Source organism: Citrobacter sp. Cb041 (assembly GCF_030336655.1).
Classification (GTDB): domain Bacteria; phylum Pseudomonadota; class Gammaproteobacteria; order Enterobacterales; family Enterobacteriaceae; genus Citrobacter; species Citrobacter braakii.
Map to the genome: position 1 here is coordinate 29,245 of NZ_JAOWDD010000031.1, position 17,234 is coordinate 46,478.

The following is a 17,234-nucleotide window of genomic DNA, read 5'->3' on the forward strand; positions in this document are numbered from 1 at the left end:
TTTGGTAGACAAGGAGAGGCGCGTGAGGCGATTGCCGGGGATATTACTGCTCACTGGAGCCGCATTCGTTGTCATCGCAGCGCTGCTGGTCAGTGGGCTGCGCCTTGCGCTACCTCATCTTGATAGCTGGCGTCCGGCCATCCTTGGCAAGATTGAATCCGCCACCGGTCTGCCCGTCTCCGCCAGCCAACTTTCCGCTAGCTGGCAAAATTTCGGGCCTACTCTTGAAGCGCGCGATATCCACGCGCAGCTTAAAGATGGCGGTGAATTTTCGGTAAAGCGCGTCACATTAGCGCTGGATGTCTGGCAAAGCTTGCTGCACATGCGCTGGCAGTTTCGCGATCTCACCTTCTGGCAGTTGCAGCTGCGTACCAATACCCCCATCCAGCGCAGTGAAAGCGGTGATGGAATTGAAGCCGGCCACCTGAGCGATCTCTTCCTGCGTCAGTTTGATCATTTCGATCTACGCGACAGCCAGATTAGCTTTTTAACCCTCTCAGGCCAGCGTGCAGAACTGGCGATCCCGCAACTTACCTGGCTTAACGGTAAAAACCGACATCGCGCTGAAGGCCAGGTCAGTCTCTCCAGTTTGACCGGGCAGCACGGTGTTATGCAGGTGCGAATGGATCTGCGTGATGACAACGGGCTGTTGAATAACGGTCGGGTCTGGCTGCAGGCTGACGATATCGACGTCAAGCCGTGGCTGGGTAAATGGATGCAGGATAATGTCGCGTTGCAAACCGCGCGTTTTAGCCTGGAAGCATGGATGACGATCAGAAAAGGTGTCGTTTCCGGCGGCGATGTCTGGCTGAAAAAAGGTGGGGCAAGTTGGCTGGGAGAGAGTCGTACGCACACGCTCTCCGTCGATAACCTGACGGCGCACATCAGCCGCGAGCAGTCGGGCTGGCAATTCTCCATTCCCGATACCCGTATCACGATGGATGATAAACCCTGGCCAAGCGGGGCGTTAGCGCTGGCCTGGATCCCTGAACAGGAAGTCGGCGGCGAGAATAACAAACGCAGCGACGAGCTACGCATCCGCGCCAGCAATCTGGAGCTGGCCGGGTTAGAAGGGCTGCGTCCGATGGCGGCCAAGTTATCGCCTGCGCTGGGTGATATCTGGCGGGCCACGCAGCCGAGCGGCAAAATAGATGTGCTGGCGCTGGATATCCCGTTACAGGCAACAGAAAAAACTCGCTTCCAGTCCTCGTGGACCAATCTGGCCTGGAAACAGTGGAAGCTGCTGCCAGGGGCAGAACATTTCTCCGGTACGCTCGCGGGCAGCGTTGAAAACGGGGCGCTCACTGCTTCCATGAAGCAAGCTAAAATGCCGTATGAAACCGTCTTTCGCGCACCGCTGGAAATAGAGGACGGCGTAGCGACGCTAAGCTGGCTGAAGAATGATAAAGGTTTCCAGTTAGATGGGCGCAATATTGATGTTAAAGCGAAAGCGGTACACGCACGCGGTGGTTTTCGCTATCTGCAGCCCGCCAATGATGAGCCATGGTTGGGCATTCTGGCAGGTATCAGCACCGACGATGGCTCTCAGGCCTGGCGTTACTTCCCGGAAAACCTGATGGGCAAAGAGCTTGTTGATTACCTCAGCGGCGCTATTCAGGGCGGCGAAGCGGATAACGCCACGTTGGTGTATGGCGGCGACCCGCATCTGTTCCCGTATCTACACAATGAAGGGCAGTTCCAGGTACTGGTGCCGCTTCGCAATGCGAAGTTTGCTTTCCAGCCCGACTGGCCCGTGCTGACTGACCTTAATATTGAACTGAACTTCATTAACGACGGCCTGTGGATGAAGACCGATAGCGTTAATCTGGGCGGTGTGAAGGCCAGTAATCTGACGGCTAACATCCCCGACTATGCAAAAGAAAAACTGCTGATTGATGCCGACATCAACGGGCCGGGCAAGGCGGTTGGACCTTATTTTGATGAGACGCCATTGAAGGATTCACTCGGCGCTACGCTTGAGCAGTTGCAGATTGACGGCGATGTGAATGCTCGCTTACATCTTGATATTCCGCTAGACGGCTCGCTGGTTACCGCCAAAGGTGACGTCAACCTGCGTGATAACAGCCTGTTTATTAAACCGCTCGACAGCACGCTGAAGAATTTGAATGGTAAATTCAGCTTTATCAACGGCGATCTGAAGAGCGAGCCGATGACCGCGAACTGGTTTAATCAGCCGCTGAACGTCGACTTTTCCACGACCGAAGGGGCGAAAGCCTATCAGGTAGCCGTGAATCTTCAAGGTGACTGGCAGCCAAGCCGCATGGGGATTTTACCGACGCAGGTCAACGACGCGTTGAATGGCAGCATAGCGTGGAATGGCAAGGTAGGAATCGATCTTCCGTATCATACCGGGCCGACCTACAACGTTGAGTTAAAGGGCGACCTCAAGAATGTAAGTAGTCACTTACCTTCTCCGCTGAATAAGGCGGCCGGTGAGGCGTTGCCGGTGAACGTTAAGGCCAACGGCAATCTGCGCAGCTTTGATCTGACCGGCAACGCTGGCAGTAAAAATCATTTTAATAGCCGCTGGCTGCTGAATCAGAAACTGACGCTTGACCGCGCAATCTGGGCGTCGGAAAGCCGCACCGTGCCAGCGTTACCCGATCAACAAGGCATAGAGCTTAATCTTCCCCCTATGGATGGCGCGCAATGGCTGGCGTTATTCCAGAAAGGCGCTGTGGATAACGTGGGCAGCAACGCTAACTTCCCGCAGCGCATCACGGTGCGTACGCCATCGTTATCCCTGGGCGGTCAACAGTGGAATAATTTGAGTATCGTTTCTGAGCCTGCGAGCAATGGCTCCACCGTGCAGGCGCAGGGCCGTGAAATTAACGCCACGCTGGCTATGCGCAATAATGCGCCGTGGCTGGCCAATATTAAGTATCTTTATTACAACCCAAGCGCGGCAAAACCGTCACAAAATAGTACGCCAGCCTCGCCGTTCTCAGCCATCGACAACGTCAGCTTCCGTGGCTGGCCGGACCTTCAGCTGCGCTGTGCCGAGTGCTGGATGTGGGGACAGAAATACGGGCGCATTGACGCCGATGTAGCGATTAAAGGCGACACGCTGACCTTGAGTAACGGTCTGTTGGATACGGGTTTTGCCAGACTGACCACCGACGGCGTGTGGGTGAATGCGCCGGGCAAGGAGCGAACGTCGCTGAAGGGTAAACTGAGCGGCAATAAAATTGACTCCGCAGCCGGTTTCTTTGGCGTATCAACGCCGATTCGCAATTCTTCATTCAACGTGGAGTATGATCTGCATTGGCGTAATCCGCCGTGGGATCCTGATGTAGCCTCGCTGAATGGTATTTTGCGTACCCGGCTGGGCAAAGGCGAACTTACCGAACTCAGTACCGGACATGCGGGGCAACTGTTACGTCTGCTAAGCTTCGATGCGTTACTGCGTAAACTGCGCTTTGATTTTAGCGACACCTTCAGCGAAGGCTTCTATTTCGACTCGATTCGCAGCACGGCGTGGATCAAAGATGGCGTGATGCATACCGACGACACGCTGGTGGACGGTCTGGAAGCCGACATTGCGATGAAAGGTTCAGTGAACCTGGTACGCCGGGATCTGGACATGGAAGCCATCGTCGCACCAGAAATTTCTGCCACCGTAGGGGTTGCCGCCGCGTTTGCCGTCAACCCGATTGTTGGTGCGGCGGTGTTTGCCGCCAGTAAGGTGCTGGGGCCGCTGTGGAGCAAAGTCTCAATTCTGCGCTATCGCATCACTGGTCCGGTCGATAAGCCGCAAATTAACGAAGTTCTGCGTCAGCCGCGCAAAGAAAGCCAGCAATGATTTGACGGGGGCGAGTAATTGCCCCAATCTCAGTACATAGTATTGCCGGATGGCGCAGCGCTTATCCGGCCTACAGCAGCCTAACAACGTAGGCCGGATAAGGCGTTTTTTTTCCGCTATCCGGCAGAATTAAATGAGTAATCAAAACGATGAGTCTGAACCTGGTAAGTGAACAATTGCTAGCGGCAAATGGCCTGAAACATCAGGATCTGTTTGCCATCCTGGGCCAACTGGCCGAACGCCGTCTTGATTACGGCGATCTCTATTTTCAGTCGAGCTATCACGAATCCTGGGTTTTAGAAGACCGCATCATTAAAGATGGTTCTTACAATATCGATCAGGGCGTTGGCGTGCGCGCCATCAGCGGCGAGAAAACAGGGTTTGCCTATGCAGACCAGATTAGCCTGTTGGCGCTGGAACAAAGCGCTCATGCCGCGCGTACTATCGTGCGTGACAACGGTGACGGCAAAGTAAAAACGCTGGGGGCCGTGGAGCATCAGGCGCTTTACACCTCGGTTGATCCGTTGCAGAGCATGAGCCGTGAAGAAAAACTCGATATCCTGCGCCGCGTAGACAACGTGGCCCGTGCCGCCGACAAACGCGTCCAGGAAGTGACCGCCAGCCTGACCGGTGTTTATGAACTGATCCTGGTGGCCGCGACTGACGGTACGCTGGCCGCTGACGTCCGCCCGCTGGTACGTTTGTCCGTAAGCGTACAGGTCGAAGAGGACGGTAAGCGTGAGCGCGGCGCCAGCGGTGGCGGCGGTCGTTTTGGCTATGACTATTTCCTTGGCGACCTCGATGGTGAAGTCCGTGCCGACGCGTGGGCGAAAGAGGCCGTACGCATGGCGTTAGTCAATCTGTCCGCGGTAGCAGCGCCTGCTGGTACGCTGCCGGTAGTACTCGGCGCTGGCTGGCCTGGCGTTCTGCTGCATGAAGCGGTCGGTCATGGTCTGGAAGGTGATTTTAACCGCCGTGGCACCTCGGTATTCAGCGGTCACATGGGTGAGCTGGTGGCGTCAGAACTGTGTACCGTTGTGGATGATGGCACAATGGCGGACCGTCGCGGTTCCGTGGCTATCGATGACGAAGGGACACCGGGTCAGTACAACGTGCTGATCGAAAACGGCATTCTGAAAGGCTACATGCAGGACAAACTGAATGCGCGCCTGATGGGCGTAGCGCCAACGGGTAACGGTCGCCGTGAATCTTACGCGCACCTGCCGATGCCGCGTATGACCAACACCTATATGCTGCCGGGGAAATCCACGCCGCAGGAAATCATCGAATCCGTTGAATACGGTATTTATGCGCCTAACTTTGGCGGCGGTCAGGTGGATATCACCTCCGGGAAATTTGTATTCTCGACATCCGAAGCGTACCTGATTGAAAACGGTAAAGTGACCAAACCGGTGAAAGGCGCAACGCTGATTGGCTCCGGTATCGAAGCGATGCAGCAGATTTCGATGGTGGGTAACGACCTGAAACTGGATAACGGGGTTGGCGTTTGCGGCAAAGAAGGACAAAGCTTGCCGGTGGGCGTGGGCCAGCCGACGCTGAAGGTGGATAACTTGACCGTAGGTGGTACCGCGTAACGACCCGGTCGCCGGATAACGCTCAGCGTATCCGGCCTGGAATGTGCGCTGGCACTGAATGTAGGCCCGGTAAGCAAAGCGCTACCGGGCTTTTTTATTTCTCTTTGCCCCGGCCGTACATCCCCTGAAACAGCTGCGCCACATCGACAAAATAATCCGTCAGATAGTTAATCACCACCTGGACCTTGAGCGGTAGTTTGTCTTTTTCGGTATACAGCGCATAGACCGGACGTGGATCCGACTGGTAGCGGGGCAGCAGGATCTCCACTTCGCCACGATTGATCTCATTGATCACCCACATCAGCGGCACATAGGCAATACCCGCGCCTGCGGCCAGCCAGCGCACCAGCGTCATCGGATCGTTAGTCACGAAGCGCCCTTCTGGGATCAGGCGGGTAGAGATCCCCTCCGGAGCGATAAGTTCGAATTCATTATCCGGGCGCACGCTGTATTCCAGCCACGAGTGGTTGCTGAGATCGGCGGGTTTTTCCGGCACGCCAAATTGCGCGAGATAGCTTTTAGCGGCGCAGACCACCATCGGCATGGTTCCCAGGCGACGTGAAAACAGGCTGGAGTCCTGCAACGCGCCGACGCGAATAACCACGTCCAGACCGTCGGCGATTAAATCCGGTGCCGGGATGCCTGTTACCAGATTTACCGTCAATCCTGGATACTCTTTCAGCATCGTTGCGGTCAACCCAGCGAGGACATTTTGTGCCATGGTTGAAGAACAACCAATGCGCAAGGTGCCGATGGGCGTGTTGTTAAAGGCATAAAGCTGTTCGTGAACATCCTGTGCTTCGTGCAGCATCCGGCGGCAACCCTGATAATAAATTTTACCGGCTTCAGTTAGCCCAATGCTGCGTGTGCTGCGGTTTAGCAGCTTGACCTGTAGCTCATCTTCCAGTTTAGAGACCGTCTGGCTTATCGATGAAACGCTCATTTGTAACTGTCTTGCGGCGGCGGTGAAGGAGCCCAGTTCGACAACTTTGGCAAACACCGACATACGTTTTAATCGTTCCATTGTTCACTCTGACTTAAAAGTGATTTAGATCACATAATATAGATAACAGCATAACAGTTACGTTAATATATTATTATTCAAATAACAGCTATGTCGCTCTCGCCTGGCTCATCCTTGCCCTTCTCTGCGGTGACATACGCTAGAAAATCTATCACCTGCACTCTCTTAAGCTACCAAGGTCAACATGAGTCTGTTTCCCGTTATCGTGGTGTTTGGTCTGTCCTTCCCACCGATTTTTTTCGAATTACTTTTGTCACTGGCGATTTTCTGGCTGGTGCGCCGGGTACTGGTTCCAACTGGCATCTATGATTTTGTCTGGCACCCGGCTCTGTTTAACACCGCGCTGTATTGCTGCCTGTTCTATTTAATAACGCGCCTGTTCGTTTGAGGTTGAAGTGAAAACACTAACAAGAAAACTCTCCCGTACGGCCACGACTCTCGTACTGGTCATTCTGGCCTTCATCGCCATTTTCCGCGCATGGGTGTTCTACACCGAGTCGCCGTGGACGCGTGATGCGCGCTTCAGCGCCGACGTTGTGGCAATAGCCCCGGATGTCGCCGGGCTTATCACTAACGTCAACGTTCATGATAATCAACTGGTGAAGAAAGACCAGGTTCTGTTTACCATCGATCAGCCGCGCTATAAAAAAGCGCTCGAAGAAGCGGAAGCAGACGTCGCCTACTATCAGGTGTTATCACAGGAAAAACGCCAGGAGGCCAGCCGTCGTAATCGGCTGGGCGTGCAGGCTATGTCTCGTGAAGAGATCGACCAGTCAAACAATGTCCTGCAAACCGTATTACACCAGCTTGCGAAGGCGCAGGCGACCCGCGACCTGGCGAAATTAGATCTGGAACGTACCGTCATTCGCGCGCCAGCAGATGGCTGGGTGACTAACCTGAACGTCTACAGCGGCGAATTTATTACTCGCGGCTCTACGGCGGTGGCATTGGTCAAACAGCATTCTTTTTATGTGCTGGCCTATATGGAAGAAACCAAGCTGGAAGGCGTCCGCCCTGGGTATCGCGCAGAGATCACCCCGCTGGGCAGTAATCATGTGCTGAAGGGCACCGTTGATAGCGTGGCGGCTGGTGTAACGAATGCCAGCAGCACGCGGGACGCAAAGGGTATGGCGACCATTGATTCCAATCTTGAATGGGTGCGTCTGGCGCAGCGTGTACCGGTGCGAATTCGTCTTGATGAGCAGCAGGGAACCCTGTGGCCTGCGGGGACTACGGCTACCGTCGTCATTACCGGCAAGCAGGATCGCGATGCAAGCCGGGAATCCTTCTTCCGTAAAATGGCGCATCGCCTGCGCGAGTTTGGCTAATCGTGATGGGCATTTTCTCTATTGCCAACCAGCATATCCGCTTTGCGGTAAAACTGGCGTGCGCGATTGTACTGGCGCTGTTCGTTGGCTTTCACTTCCAACTTGAGACCCCGCGCTGGGCAGTGCTGACCGCCGCCATTGTGGCGGCTGGCCCGGCCTTTGCCGCTGGCGGAGAGCCCTATTCTGGTGCTATACGCTATCGCGGCATGCTGCGTATTGTTGGGACATTTATCGGCTGTATTGCTGCACTGATCATTATCATCAGCATGATCCGCGCCCCGTTATTGATGATCCTGGTGTGTTGTATCTGGGCCGGTTTTTGTACCTGGATCTCGTCGCTTGTGAAGATCGAAAACTCCTATGCCTGGGGACTTTCGGGCTATACGGCGCTGATCATCGTCATTACCATTCAGGCTGAACCGCTGCTGACGCCGCAATTTGCGCTCGAACGCTGTAGTGAAATAGTGATGGGGATTGTCTGTGCTATTGTGGCCGATCTGCTCTTTTCGCCCCGTTCGGTGAAACAGGAGATTGATGTCGAACTGGATAGCCTGCTGGTGGCGCAGTATCAGCTTATGCAACTGTGCATTAAGCATGGTGACAGTGAAGAAGTGGACAAAGCCTGGGGCGATTTAGTCCGGCGTACGGCGGCAATGGAAGGCATGCGAAGTAACCTGAATATGGAGTCCTCACGCTGGGGGCGGGCTAACCGCAGGCTCAAAGCATTGAACACGCTGTCACTCACGCTCATCACGCAGTCCTGCGAAACCTATCTTATTCAGAACACTCGACCCGAACTGATCACTGATACCTTCCGCGAGTTGTTCAATATGCCGGTTGAAACGGTGCAGGATGTTCATAAACAGTTGAAGCGGATGCGGCGGGTGATTGCCTGGACCGGCGAACGCGAAACGCCGATCACGATATATAGTTGGGCAGGCGCCGCGACGCGCTACCTGTTGCTCAAACGCGGTGTACTGAGTAATACCAAAATTAGCGCCTTGGAAGAAGAGATCCTGCAAGGTGAACCAGTAGTGAAGGTGGAGTCTGCCGAGCGCCATCATGCGATGGTCAACTTCTGGCGCACCACGCTTTCTTGTGTGCTGGGAACTTTATTCTGGCTGTGGACCGGATGGACCTCCGGCAGCGGCGCAATGGTGATGATTGCGGTTGTCACTTCGCTGGCAATGCGTTTGCCCAACCCGCGCATGGTGGCGATAGACTTTATTTACGGTACGTTGGCGGCGTTACCGCTCGGGGCGCTCTATTTCCTGGTGATTATCCCCAATACGCAACAAAGCATGTTGCTACTGTGCCTTAGCCTGGCGGTGCTGGGGTTCTTTCTGGGTATAGAGGTACAGAAACGACGGCTGGGATCAATGGGGGCGCTGGCCAGCACTATTAATATCATCGTGCTGGATAACCCGATGACCTTCCACTTTAGCCAGTTCCTTGACAGTGCGCTGGGGCAAATTGTTGGCTGCGTGCTGGCATTTATCGTCATTCTGTTGGTGCGCGATAACTCTCGTGACAGAACGGGTCGCGTGTTGCTCAACCAGTTTGTCTCGGCGGCGGTTTCAGCGATGACCACCAACGTGGTACGTCGTAAAGAAAACCATCTCCCGGCGCTTTATCAGCAGCTGTTTTTGCTGATGAACAAATTTCCCGGCGACCTGGCGAAGTTTCGCCTGGCGCTGACGATGATCATTGCGCATCAGCGCCTGCGCGATGCGCCGATACCGGTAAACGAGGATCTATCCGCGTTCCATCGCCAGCTTCGTCGCACTGCGGATCACGTGATTTCCGCAGGAAACGACGACAAGCGCCGACGCTACTTTAGCCAGCTGCTGGAAGAGCTTGAGATCTATCAGGAGAAATTAATCATCTGGCAAGCGCCACCGCAGGTGACCGAGCCGGTAAAACGACTTAGCGGGATGCTGCACAAATACCAGCATGCGCTGACCAGTAATTAAGAGTTGGAAACCGACGCTAAAAGCGTCGGTTTTTTTATGGCTATACTTACCTGAAAATGCAGGAGGTTCCTGCATATTGATGGTCTGTAGAGTGACTGGCGTCGGGATGGTGGCTATAGATGAACATCTATACATTTGATTTTGACGAGATAGAAGACCAGGGGGATTTCTACCGTGAGTTTACGCGCGCGTTCGGTCTCGCCCGGGAAAAGGTGGTTGATTTAGATTCTCTGTGGGAGGTGGTTATCGGGGACGTTTTACCGCTGCCGCTGGAGATTGAATTTGTTCATTTGCCGGACAAGTTACGCAGGCGATACGGCGCGCTGATTTTACTGTTCGATGAAGCGGAAGAAGAGCTGGAAGGACAGCTGCGCTTTAACGTTCGTCACTCAATGTAAGGCATAAAAAAGCCCCCGGCAGGCGGGGGCAAGTCGTCGGACTAGACGACGAGGGTTTATTTGTAGAGTTCTGCAGTCGCGTGCCAGTGAGCGCCTTCACGGAGTTCGGTGACGCGATAGCTGCTGGCACCCGCTTTTTCAGCTTTAGCGGCGATAGCCTGACGCATGTCCATTGGTGAGCTACCGATCTGAGATACGGAGATGCTGCCCATGGATTGCAGGTTCTGTGCTTCTTGTGAGTTCACCTGAGTCACTGCGGCGCTTGCACCGAAAGAGAGAACAGAAAGAAGGCTTAAGGTTGCAATAGTTGTTTTGATTTTCATGATATTTACCTCGTCGAATTCTTTTATTGGGGTCTGCGTTTCGTGACCCTCATCACAAAATCAAGTATACACTAATCACTCGATAAATTAATACCACGCTAATTGTTTCCATGCGGATTAAGTGTTAAGAAAAATATTTTTTATAACCAAACAGAATTAAAAATAGGATTTTAAACATCGGTTTTATAATAAATTCAATTAAATCATTGAGATATGAATTTTTGCAAAATGTGCGTTTTTAACTCTTCATATTCGCTATGTGAATGACTTTTGACGGTTAAACGCACCATTTGTTAAATCAATGACAGTGGATAATAGAGGGAGGAGGGTGGAAACAGAGGTTTTTCCCCCGCCGCGAGGCGACGGGGAGGAAGTATTACAGCTCTTGTTCAAACAGTTCCAGAATGGCTTCGTACAAATCTTTTACCGTAAAACCCTTAGCTGGGGTGGTGAAGATGGTATCGTCACCGGCAATTGTACCCAGAATACCTTCCGCTTTACCTAATGAGTCCAGCAGACGTGCAATCAACTGAGCAGCGCCAGGGCTGGTATGAATAACCACAACTGCATCGTTGTAATCGATATCCAATACCAGATTTTTCAGTGGACTGGATGTTGTAGGTACCCCTAACTCTGCCGGCAGGCAGTACACCATTTCCATTTTCGCATTGCGGGTACGCACGGCGCCGAACTTGGTCAGCATGCGAGAAACCTTGGACTGATTGATATTATCAAAGCCCTGATCCTGCAACGCGAGGACGATTTCGCCCTGAGAGCTGAACTTTTCTTCTTTAAGCAGCGCTTTAAACGCCTTTACTAATTCTTCTTGTTTTGCCGAGCTTCGCATAAGTCACCCGTAATATGGCGGTAGAAACAACATTATTGTGCATACAGATGAATTTTTATGCAAACAGTCTGCCTTGTTCAAGGCTGAAATAATGTTATGAAAGAGCGGAATTTTATCAAATTTCGTTATCAAGAAACATGCCTGTGTCACGGCTCGCAAATAAGGTTAAAAGTAAATTAAATGTTATCAAATTGATGTTGTTTTGAGAGGTGGGTAGGGTATATTGTCAGCACCTGTTGGAAAGTTGCTCTACTGTGCGGGTGGTTTTGAATTACGTAACTTAGGTTTTATTTTACGTAAGTTAAATGCATAAAAGCCAAATTTGCGTGACTACGCATTCTTGACGCGTGGTTGTTGTATTCGTTGGATTTGTGAATTAAGGTCGCCGCCGCGGAGCAATAGACACTTTGCTTATCAATATAATAAGGAGTTTAGGATGAAAGTTGCAGTCCTCGGCGCTGCTGGTGGTATCGGTCAGGCGCTAGCATTACTGTTAAAAACCCAACTGCCTTCAGGTTCAGAACTCTCCCTGTACGACATCGCTCCAGTAACGCCTGGCGTGGCCGTTGATTTGAGCCATATCCCTACTGCTGTGAAAATCAAAGGCTTCAGCGGCGAAGACGCTACCCCTGCACTGGAAGGTGCTGATGTGGTACTGATCTCTGCGGGTGTCGCACGTAAACCGGGTATGGATCGTTCCGACCTGTTCAACGTTAACGCCGGTATCGTGAAGAACCTGGTGCAGCAGGTTGCTAAAACCTGCCCGAAAGCATGTATTGGTATCATCACCAACCCGGTGAACACGACCGTTGCTATCGCTGCAGAAGTGCTGAAAAAAGCAGGCGTATACGATAAGAACAAACTGTTTGGCGTGACCACGCTGGACATCATCCGCTCCAACACCTTTGTTGCGGAACTGAAAGGCAAGCAGCCTGGTGACGTTGAAGTCCCGGTTATTGGCGGCCACTCTGGCGTGACCATTCTCCCGCTGCTGTCACAAATCCCTGGCGTGAGCTTCACTGAGCAAGAAGCGGCTGACCTGACCAAACGTATCCAGAATGCGGGTACTGAAGTTGTGGAAGCTAAAGCCGGTGGCGGATCTGCAACCCTGTCTATGGGTCAGGCTGCAGCACGTTTCGGCCTGTCACTGGTTCGCGCGCTGAGCGGCGAAAAAGGCGTGGTTGAATGTGCTTACGTTGAAGGCGACGGCCAGTATGCTCGCTTCTTCTCTCAGCCGCTGCTGTTGGGTAAAAACGGCGTAGAAGAACGCCAGTCTATCGGCAAGCTGAGCGCATTTGAGCAGAGCTCACTGGAAGGTATGCTGGATACGCTGAAGAAAGATATCACCCTGGGTGAAGAGTTCGTTAAATAACGCCTTTATGTAGGCCGGATGGCGGTGTTTAGCACTTTATCCGTCCTACAAATATCGCGAATTTGACGCATAAAAAAACCGGAGCTATCTCCGGTTTTTTTACATCATTTCGTTTGTGATTTAGTTTGTAGCCGGGTATTCCTGAATCGTTACCTGCAGCGTCAACTGCTTGTCATCACGCATCACGACAACAGAGATAACCGAACCAGGGCGAATCTCTGCCACCTGGTCCATGGTCTCCAGCGCAGATACTGCCGGTTTGTTATTGACCGAAATAATCAGATCGTTAACCTGAATTCCTGCCTGCGCAGCCGGACCGTCTGGAGCCACTTCGTTAACCACAATCCCCTGAATTTGATCCATCCCGCCGCCCTGGGCGTGCAGTGGCGCAATTTCGCGACCGCTGATGCCGATGTAGCCACGAATCACGCGCCCGTCACGAATCAGCTTATCCATGATTTTGGTTGCCAACTGAAACGGAATAGCAAAGCCGATCCCTTCCGGGGTTTCGCCATCGTTGCTCTTATCAAATGACAGCGTGTTAATACCCATTAACTCACCCAGCGAGTTGACCAGCGCGCCGCCGGAGTTGCCGTGGTTGATGGAGGCATCCGTTTGCAGGAAGTTTTGCCGTCCAGTCGGGTTCAGGCCAATACGACCGGTGGCGCTGATAATCCCCTGAGTGATGGTTTGCCCAAGGTTGTACGGGTTACCAATGGCGAGGACGACATCGCCGATGTGCGGCACGCGTTTGTTATTAATTGGAATTGTCGGCAGTCCGCCAGTCGCGTTGATTTTCAGCACCGCAAGATCGGTTAACGTATCAGAACCCACTAGCAGCGCTTCGAATACACGCCCATCCTGCAACGCGACGATGATTTGGTCGGCATCATTAATGACGTGCTTATTGGTAATGATATAGCCGCGCTGATCCATGATAACGCCTGAGCCGAGTGTGCGGATCTCAAGCTGGTTATGTGCTGTGCTGTTCATACTACGGTTATAAACGTTAACGACGGCAGGCGCTGCACGGCGAACCGCCGGGTTATAGCTGGCGGGCGTTTCATCTGCACTGTCGAACTGTGGCGCGGTAAGCGTATTTATTTTTCGCAGAGAGGGCATCGCGGCCAGCAGAATAGCGCCGACGATTAAACCAATCGCGACCGAACGTAAAAGCTTCACAAACATGATGGCGGCGTCATTAATAAAGGGAACGGCAGCAGCATATCACGAGTTTACCGGACATCACACGGGGGGCTGATGTCCGGTTGCATGCGTTAACGCAGGAGCAGGTAAATACTCTCGTTACCACGCACTACCTGCAGAGCAATGATCGACGGTTTCGTTTCCAGCACTTTACGCATTTCGGCGATCGAGTTTACACGATCGCGGTTAACGCCAATGATAACGTCATCTTTATGCAGACCGGCCTGCGCGGCTGGGCTACTTTTTTCAACGTTATCAATTTTGATGCCTTTGGTGCCGTCTTTAAGCTGACCGTCACTGAGCGTAGCCCCTTGCAACGCAGGAGCAATCATCTCCGCGCTGGCGGACGATGATGTACTGGTATCCAGGGTTACTTCAACCTCCAGCGGTTTACCGTTACGCAGCAGGCCCAGTTTGACTTTGGTCCCTGGTTCGGTTGTCGCTATGCGTGAACGCAGTTCGGCGAAGCTGTTGAGCGGTTTGCCGTTGAGGCTGGTAATGACATCACCAGACTTCACACCTGCTTTTGCGGAGCCAGAGTTAGGCAGAACCTCGCTGACAAACGCGCCGCGCTGCACGTCCAGTTTGAACGCTTTGGCGATATCGGCGGTCATTTCGGTGCCTTTAATTCCCAGCAGACCACGTTTGATTTCACCAAACTGCATCAGTTGCTGCGCCAGCGTGCGTGCCATATTGCTCGGGATCGCAAAACCAATACCGATGCTACCGCCGCCGGGGGCCAGAATCGCGGTGTTAATGCCAATCAGCTCACCATTGAGGTTTAGCAACGCGCCGCCGGAGTTACCCCGGTTGATGGAGGCATCGGTCTGAATAAAGTTTTCCAGACCTTCCAGGTTCAACCCGCTGCGACCCAAAGCCGATACGATGCCGGAGGTGGCCGTTTGCCCCAAACCAAACGGGTTACCCACGGCCACCGCGAAATCACCGACGCGGAGTTTGTCGGAGTCGGCAATGGCAATTTGCGTCAGGTTGCTGGGGTGTTGAATTTGCAGCAGAGCGATATCGCTCTGGTCGTCGCTGCCGATAAGCTTAGCGTCGAACTCACGGCCATCGTTAAGCTGGACGCTGATTTTTTGCGCCTGGTTGATGACGTGATTATTGGTCAGGACGTAGCCTTTGGCGGCATCAATGATGACCCCGGAACCCAGCCCTTCAAAAGGTTGTGCAGGTTGATCGGGAAGTTCATCACCAAAAAACTTTTTGAACTCTTCCGGGACTTTCTGCCCCTGAGCGGCGGTGCCTTCGACCCTTACGCTCACCACGGCAGGTAACACTTTCTCCAGCATCGGGGCGAGGCTGGGGAGCGCAGCCTGACCGGGAACCTGGCCGGGAATCGACGCTGCGGCTGGGAATGGCGCCGAGAGAGTTAACCCGACACTTAACGCTAATGCACTCAACAGCTGGGTTTGTTTTTTCATGGATCCTGCTCTCGTACCTTGAGTAAACGGAAGATGATTCAAAACAGTTTGATGTTATTGAATTTTCGGTTTGGTCACAATGAGGCTAACGACTAAATAATAGCTGGGACAGGAAGAGAAGCGGAGGGCGCAATTGCTGCGCCCAATAAATTTCTGAACGATGTGCAGTTAGTCGCGCTTTGCGCCACTACGCAGCAGGCCAGATGCGCCTTCAGAATAGTCACGCGGCATCTGAACCGGCGCCTGATCGTTACCCGCTTCGGACTCTGCCAGACGATTACGGAACGGATTATTTTCCGGTGACATACCCGGCAGCAGGTTGCTGGAGCTTTTCGCCATATGCTGGTAGATCTGACGATAATCGTCCGCCATGTTATCCAGCAGTTCAGCGCTGCGGGCAAAGTGGCTCACCAGCTCTTCGCGGTACTCTTCCAACTCAGCTTTATTTTTTTCCAGTTCGTACTGCAATGCCTGCTGTTGGCGTAATTTACGATTACCAAAACGCATGGCTACAGCACCAATAATGATACCGACGACTAACCCAATTAGCGCATATTCCCAGGTCATGAACATCTCCCGTTGTCTTGTGTTTCCGTAGGGTGTTGGCTTTAGGCTCCATGCCTGCGCCTGATTATGCCACTATAACCGCTAATCCCGTAGAAGTGGAATCCCGTGTTTATATCACGTAATGTAGAACGGCCTTTTTTTCGTCAACCGTGAGCGACGGCACATCGATTCTCAAGGAATAACAATAACATCATGCAAAGCCTTTCCCCGACATCGCGTTACCAGCAAGCCCTCAAAGACGGCAGTCATCAGCCCGACAACGTACAACAAGAAGCAGTGAATCGACTGGAAACAATTTTCCAGGCGCTTTCGACGCCAGCACGTCCTGCGCCGCAGGAGAGCGGACTGATGGCGCGTTTTGGCAAATTGCTGGGAAAGCGTGAGTCACCGACCAACGCGCCGGTGCGTGGTGTGTATATGTGGGGCGGAGTCGGGCGAGGAAAAACGTGGCTGATGGATCTGTTCTACCATAGCCTGCCGGGCGGGCGTAAACAGCGTTTGCACTTTCACCGTTTTATGCTGCGCGTCCATGAAGAGCTTACGGCCCTGCAGGGGCAGAGCGATCCGCTGGAAATCATTGCCGACCGCTTTAAGGCCGAAACGGACGTGCTGTGCTTTGACGAATTTTTTGTTTCTGACATCACCGACGCCATGCTGCTCGGCGGTCTGATGAAGGCGCTGTTTGCCCGTGGTATTACGCTGGTGGCAACCTCCAATATTCCGCCTGATGAGCTGTATCGCAACGGTTTGCAACGCACGCGTTTTCTTCCTGCCATTGATGCCATCAAACAGCATTGTGACATCATGAATGTCGATGCTGGCGTCGATTATCGTCTGCGCACCTTAACGCAGGCGCATTTGTGGTTGTCACCACTGAATGAGGAAACCCGTCAGCAGATGGATAAGTTGTGGCTGGCATTAGCGGGAACGAAAGGTGAACACGCTCCGACGCTGGAGATCAATCATCGTCCGATGCAGACGCTGGCCGTCGAAAACCAAACGCTGGCGGTGTCGTTCACCACGCTCTGTGTCGATGCGCGTAGTCAGCATGACTACATTGCGCTATCGCGTCTGTTTCATACGGTGCTGTTGTCTGATGTGCCGGTCATGACGACGCTGATGGAGAGCGAAGCGCGGCGTTTTATCGCCCTGGTGGATGAGTTCTACGAACGCCACGTTAAGCTGGTGGTCAGTGCGGCCTCACCACTTTATGAAATTTATCAGGGCGAGCGTCTGAAGTTTGAATTTCAGCGTTGTTTGTCGCGTTTGCAGGAGATGCAAAGCGAAGAGTATCTGAAGCGGGAACATTTAGCCGGTTAAACCTGCTGCAAATCACATA

Annotated in this window: 14 protein-coding genes; 8 read left to right on the forward strand and 6 right to left on the reverse strand. The window is 53.0% G+C overall.

Annotated elements, in window-relative coordinates:
• The first annotated feature begins 22 nt into the window (after nucleotides 1–22).
• Nucleotides 23–3,823, forward strand: a complete 3,801-nt coding sequence (gene yhdP / locus OGV52_RS06635) for an AsmA2 domain-containing protein YhdP (RefSeq protein ID WP_287108262.1) — start codon at nucleotides 23–25, stop codon at nucleotides 3,821–3,823.
• 149 nt (nucleotides 3,824–3,972) lie between these two features.
• On the forward strand, nucleotides 3,973–5,418 hold the full coding sequence (tldD, locus tag OGV52_RS06640; protein ID WP_016154713.1) for a metalloprotease TldD: 1,446 nt from the start codon (nucleotides 3,973–3,975) through the stop codon (nucleotides 5,416–5,418).
• Nucleotides 5,419–5,512: 94 nt separating this feature from the next.
• Here tldD and aaeR read toward each other — a convergent pair whose 3' ends face one another.
• The gene (gene aaeR / locus OGV52_RS06645) at nucleotides 5,513–6,442 is read right to left on the reverse strand and encodes an HTH-type transcriptional activator AaeR (RefSeq protein WP_016157586.1); all 930 of its coding nucleotides are present in this window, start codon (nucleotides 6,440–6,442) and stop codon (nucleotides 5,513–5,515) included.
• Nucleotides 6,443–6,626: 184 nt separating this feature from the next.
• On the opposite strand from aaeR, the gene aaeX reads away from it, so the two are divergent.
• From aaeX to OGV52_RS06665, 4 genes are all read left to right on the forward strand, one after another.
• A complete protein-coding gene (aaeX, locus tag OGV52_RS06650) occupies nucleotides 6,627–6,830 on the forward strand; it encodes a p-hydroxybenzoic acid efflux pump operon protein AaeX (RefSeq protein ID WP_003025177.1) in 204 nt (67 codons plus the stop codon).
• A 7-nt stretch (nucleotides 6,831–6,837) separates the two neighbouring features.
• A complete protein-coding gene (aaeA, locus tag OGV52_RS06655) occupies nucleotides 6,838–7,770 on the forward strand; it encodes a p-hydroxybenzoic acid efflux pump subunit AaeA (protein WP_016154711.1) in 933 nt (310 codons plus the stop codon).
• Nucleotides 7,771–7,775: 5 nt separating this feature from the next.
• Nucleotides 7,776–9,743, forward strand: a complete 1,968-nt coding sequence (aaeB, locus tag OGV52_RS06660; protein ID WP_287108263.1) for a p-hydroxybenzoic acid efflux pump subunit AaeB — start codon at nucleotides 7,776–7,778, stop codon at nucleotides 9,741–9,743.
• Between the two features lie 119 nt (nucleotides 9,744–9,862).
• Nucleotides 9,863–10,141 carry a barstar family protein gene (locus tag OGV52_RS06665; protein ID WP_016154709.1) on the forward strand — a complete coding sequence of 93 codons (279 nt, stop codon included), beginning with the start codon at nucleotides 9,863–9,865 and terminating at the stop codon, nucleotides 10,139–10,141.
• Between the two features lie 56 nt (nucleotides 10,142–10,197).
• Here the strand turns inward: OGV52_RS06665 and yhcN are convergent, their stop codons facing one another.
• Together yhcN and argR are read right to left on the reverse strand one after the other, a co-directional pair.
• Nucleotides 10,198–10,464 carry a peroxide/acid stress response protein YhcN gene (gene yhcN, locus OGV52_RS06670; protein ID WP_003025165.1) on the reverse strand — a complete coding sequence of 89 codons (267 nt, stop codon included), beginning with the start codon at nucleotides 10,462–10,464 and terminating at the stop codon, nucleotides 10,198–10,200.
• Between the two features lie 376 nt (nucleotides 10,465–10,840).
• The gene (argR, locus tag OGV52_RS06675) at nucleotides 10,841–11,311 is read right to left on the reverse strand and encodes a transcriptional regulator ArgR (RefSeq protein ID WP_003025162.1); all 471 of its coding nucleotides are present in this window, start codon (nucleotides 11,309–11,311) and stop codon (nucleotides 10,841–10,843) included.
• A 436-nt stretch (nucleotides 11,312–11,747) separates the two neighbouring features.
• Between argR and mdh the strand changes: the two genes are divergently transcribed.
• Nucleotides 11,748–12,683: a malate dehydrogenase gene (mdh, locus tag OGV52_RS06680; protein WP_008785953.1), complete on the forward strand. Its 936-nt coding sequence runs from the start codon at nucleotides 11,748–11,750 to the stop codon at nucleotides 12,681–12,683.
• Between the two features lie 120 nt (nucleotides 12,684–12,803).
• On the opposite strand, the gene degS is transcribed toward mdh, so the two are convergent.
• The 3 genes from degS to zapG form a co-directional block, all read right to left on the reverse strand.
• Nucleotides 12,804–13,871, reverse strand: a complete 1,068-nt coding sequence (degS, locus tag OGV52_RS06685) for an outer membrane-stress sensor serine endopeptidase DegS (RefSeq protein WP_003025154.1) — start codon at nucleotides 13,869–13,871, stop codon at nucleotides 12,804–12,806.
• Between the two features lie 89 nt (nucleotides 13,872–13,960).
• On the reverse strand, nucleotides 13,961–15,328 hold the full coding sequence (gene degQ, locus OGV52_RS06690) for a serine endoprotease DegQ (RefSeq protein ID WP_046276025.1): 1,368 nt from the start codon (nucleotides 15,326–15,328) through the stop codon (nucleotides 13,961–13,963).
• 168 nt (nucleotides 15,329–15,496) lie between these two features.
• On the reverse strand, nucleotides 15,497–15,895 hold the full coding sequence (zapG, locus tag OGV52_RS06695) for a Z-ring associated protein ZapG (protein ID WP_003025147.1): 399 nt from the start codon (nucleotides 15,893–15,895) through the stop codon (nucleotides 15,497–15,499).
• Between the two features lie 192 nt (nucleotides 15,896–16,087).
• On the opposite strand from zapG, the gene zapE reads away from it, so the two are divergent.
• Nucleotides 16,088–17,215 carry a cell division protein ZapE gene (gene zapE, locus OGV52_RS06700; RefSeq protein WP_287108265.1) on the forward strand — a complete coding sequence of 376 codons (1,128 nt, stop codon included), beginning with the start codon at nucleotides 16,088–16,090 and terminating at the stop codon, nucleotides 17,213–17,215.
• Nucleotides 17,216–17,234 lie beyond the last annotated feature (19 nt).

Excerpts from the sequence above, each read along its gene's own strand:
- tldD (WP_016154713.1), top strand. The coding sequence starts at position 3,973 with ATGAGTCTGAACCTGGTAAGTGAACAATTGCTAGCGGCAAATGGCCTG.
- aaeR (WP_016157586.1), bottom strand. The coding sequence starts at position 6,442 with ATGGAACGATTAAAACGTATGTCGGTGTTTGCCAAAGTTGTCGAACTG.
- aaeX (WP_003025177.1), top strand. The coding sequence starts at position 6,627 with ATGAGTCTGTTTCCCGTTATCGTGGTGTTTGGTCTGTCCTTCCCACCG.
- aaeB (WP_287108263.1), top strand. The coding sequence starts at position 7,776 with ATGGGCATTTTCTCTATTGCCAACCAGCATATCCGCTTTGCGGTAAAA.
- OGV52_RS06665 (WP_016154709.1), top strand. The coding sequence starts at position 9,863 with ATGAACATCTATACATTTGATTTTGACGAGATAGAAGACCAGGGGGAT.
- yhcN (WP_003025165.1), bottom strand. The coding sequence starts at position 10,464 with ATGAAAATCAAAACAACTATTGCAACCTTAAGCCTTCTTTCTGTTCTC.
- argR (WP_003025162.1), bottom strand. The coding sequence starts at position 11,311 with ATGCGAAGCTCGGCAAAACAAGAAGAATTAGTAAAGGCGTTTAAAGCG.
- mdh (WP_008785953.1), top strand. The coding sequence starts at position 11,748 with ATGAAAGTTGCAGTCCTCGGCGCTGCTGGTGGTATCGGTCAGGCGCTA.
- degS (WP_003025154.1), bottom strand. The coding sequence starts at position 13,871 with ATGTTTGTGAAGCTTTTACGTTCGGTCGCGATTGGTTTAATCGTCGGC.
- degQ (WP_046276025.1), bottom strand. The coding sequence starts at position 15,328 with ATGAAAAAACAAACCCAGCTGTTGAGTGCATTAGCGTTAAGTGTCGGG.
- zapG (WP_003025147.1), bottom strand. The coding sequence starts at position 15,895 with ATGACCTGGGAATATGCGCTAATTGGGTTAGTCGTCGGTATCATTATT.
- zapE (WP_287108265.1), top strand. The coding sequence starts at position 16,088 with ATGCAAAGCCTTTCCCCGACATCGCGTTACCAGCAAGCCCTCAAAGAC.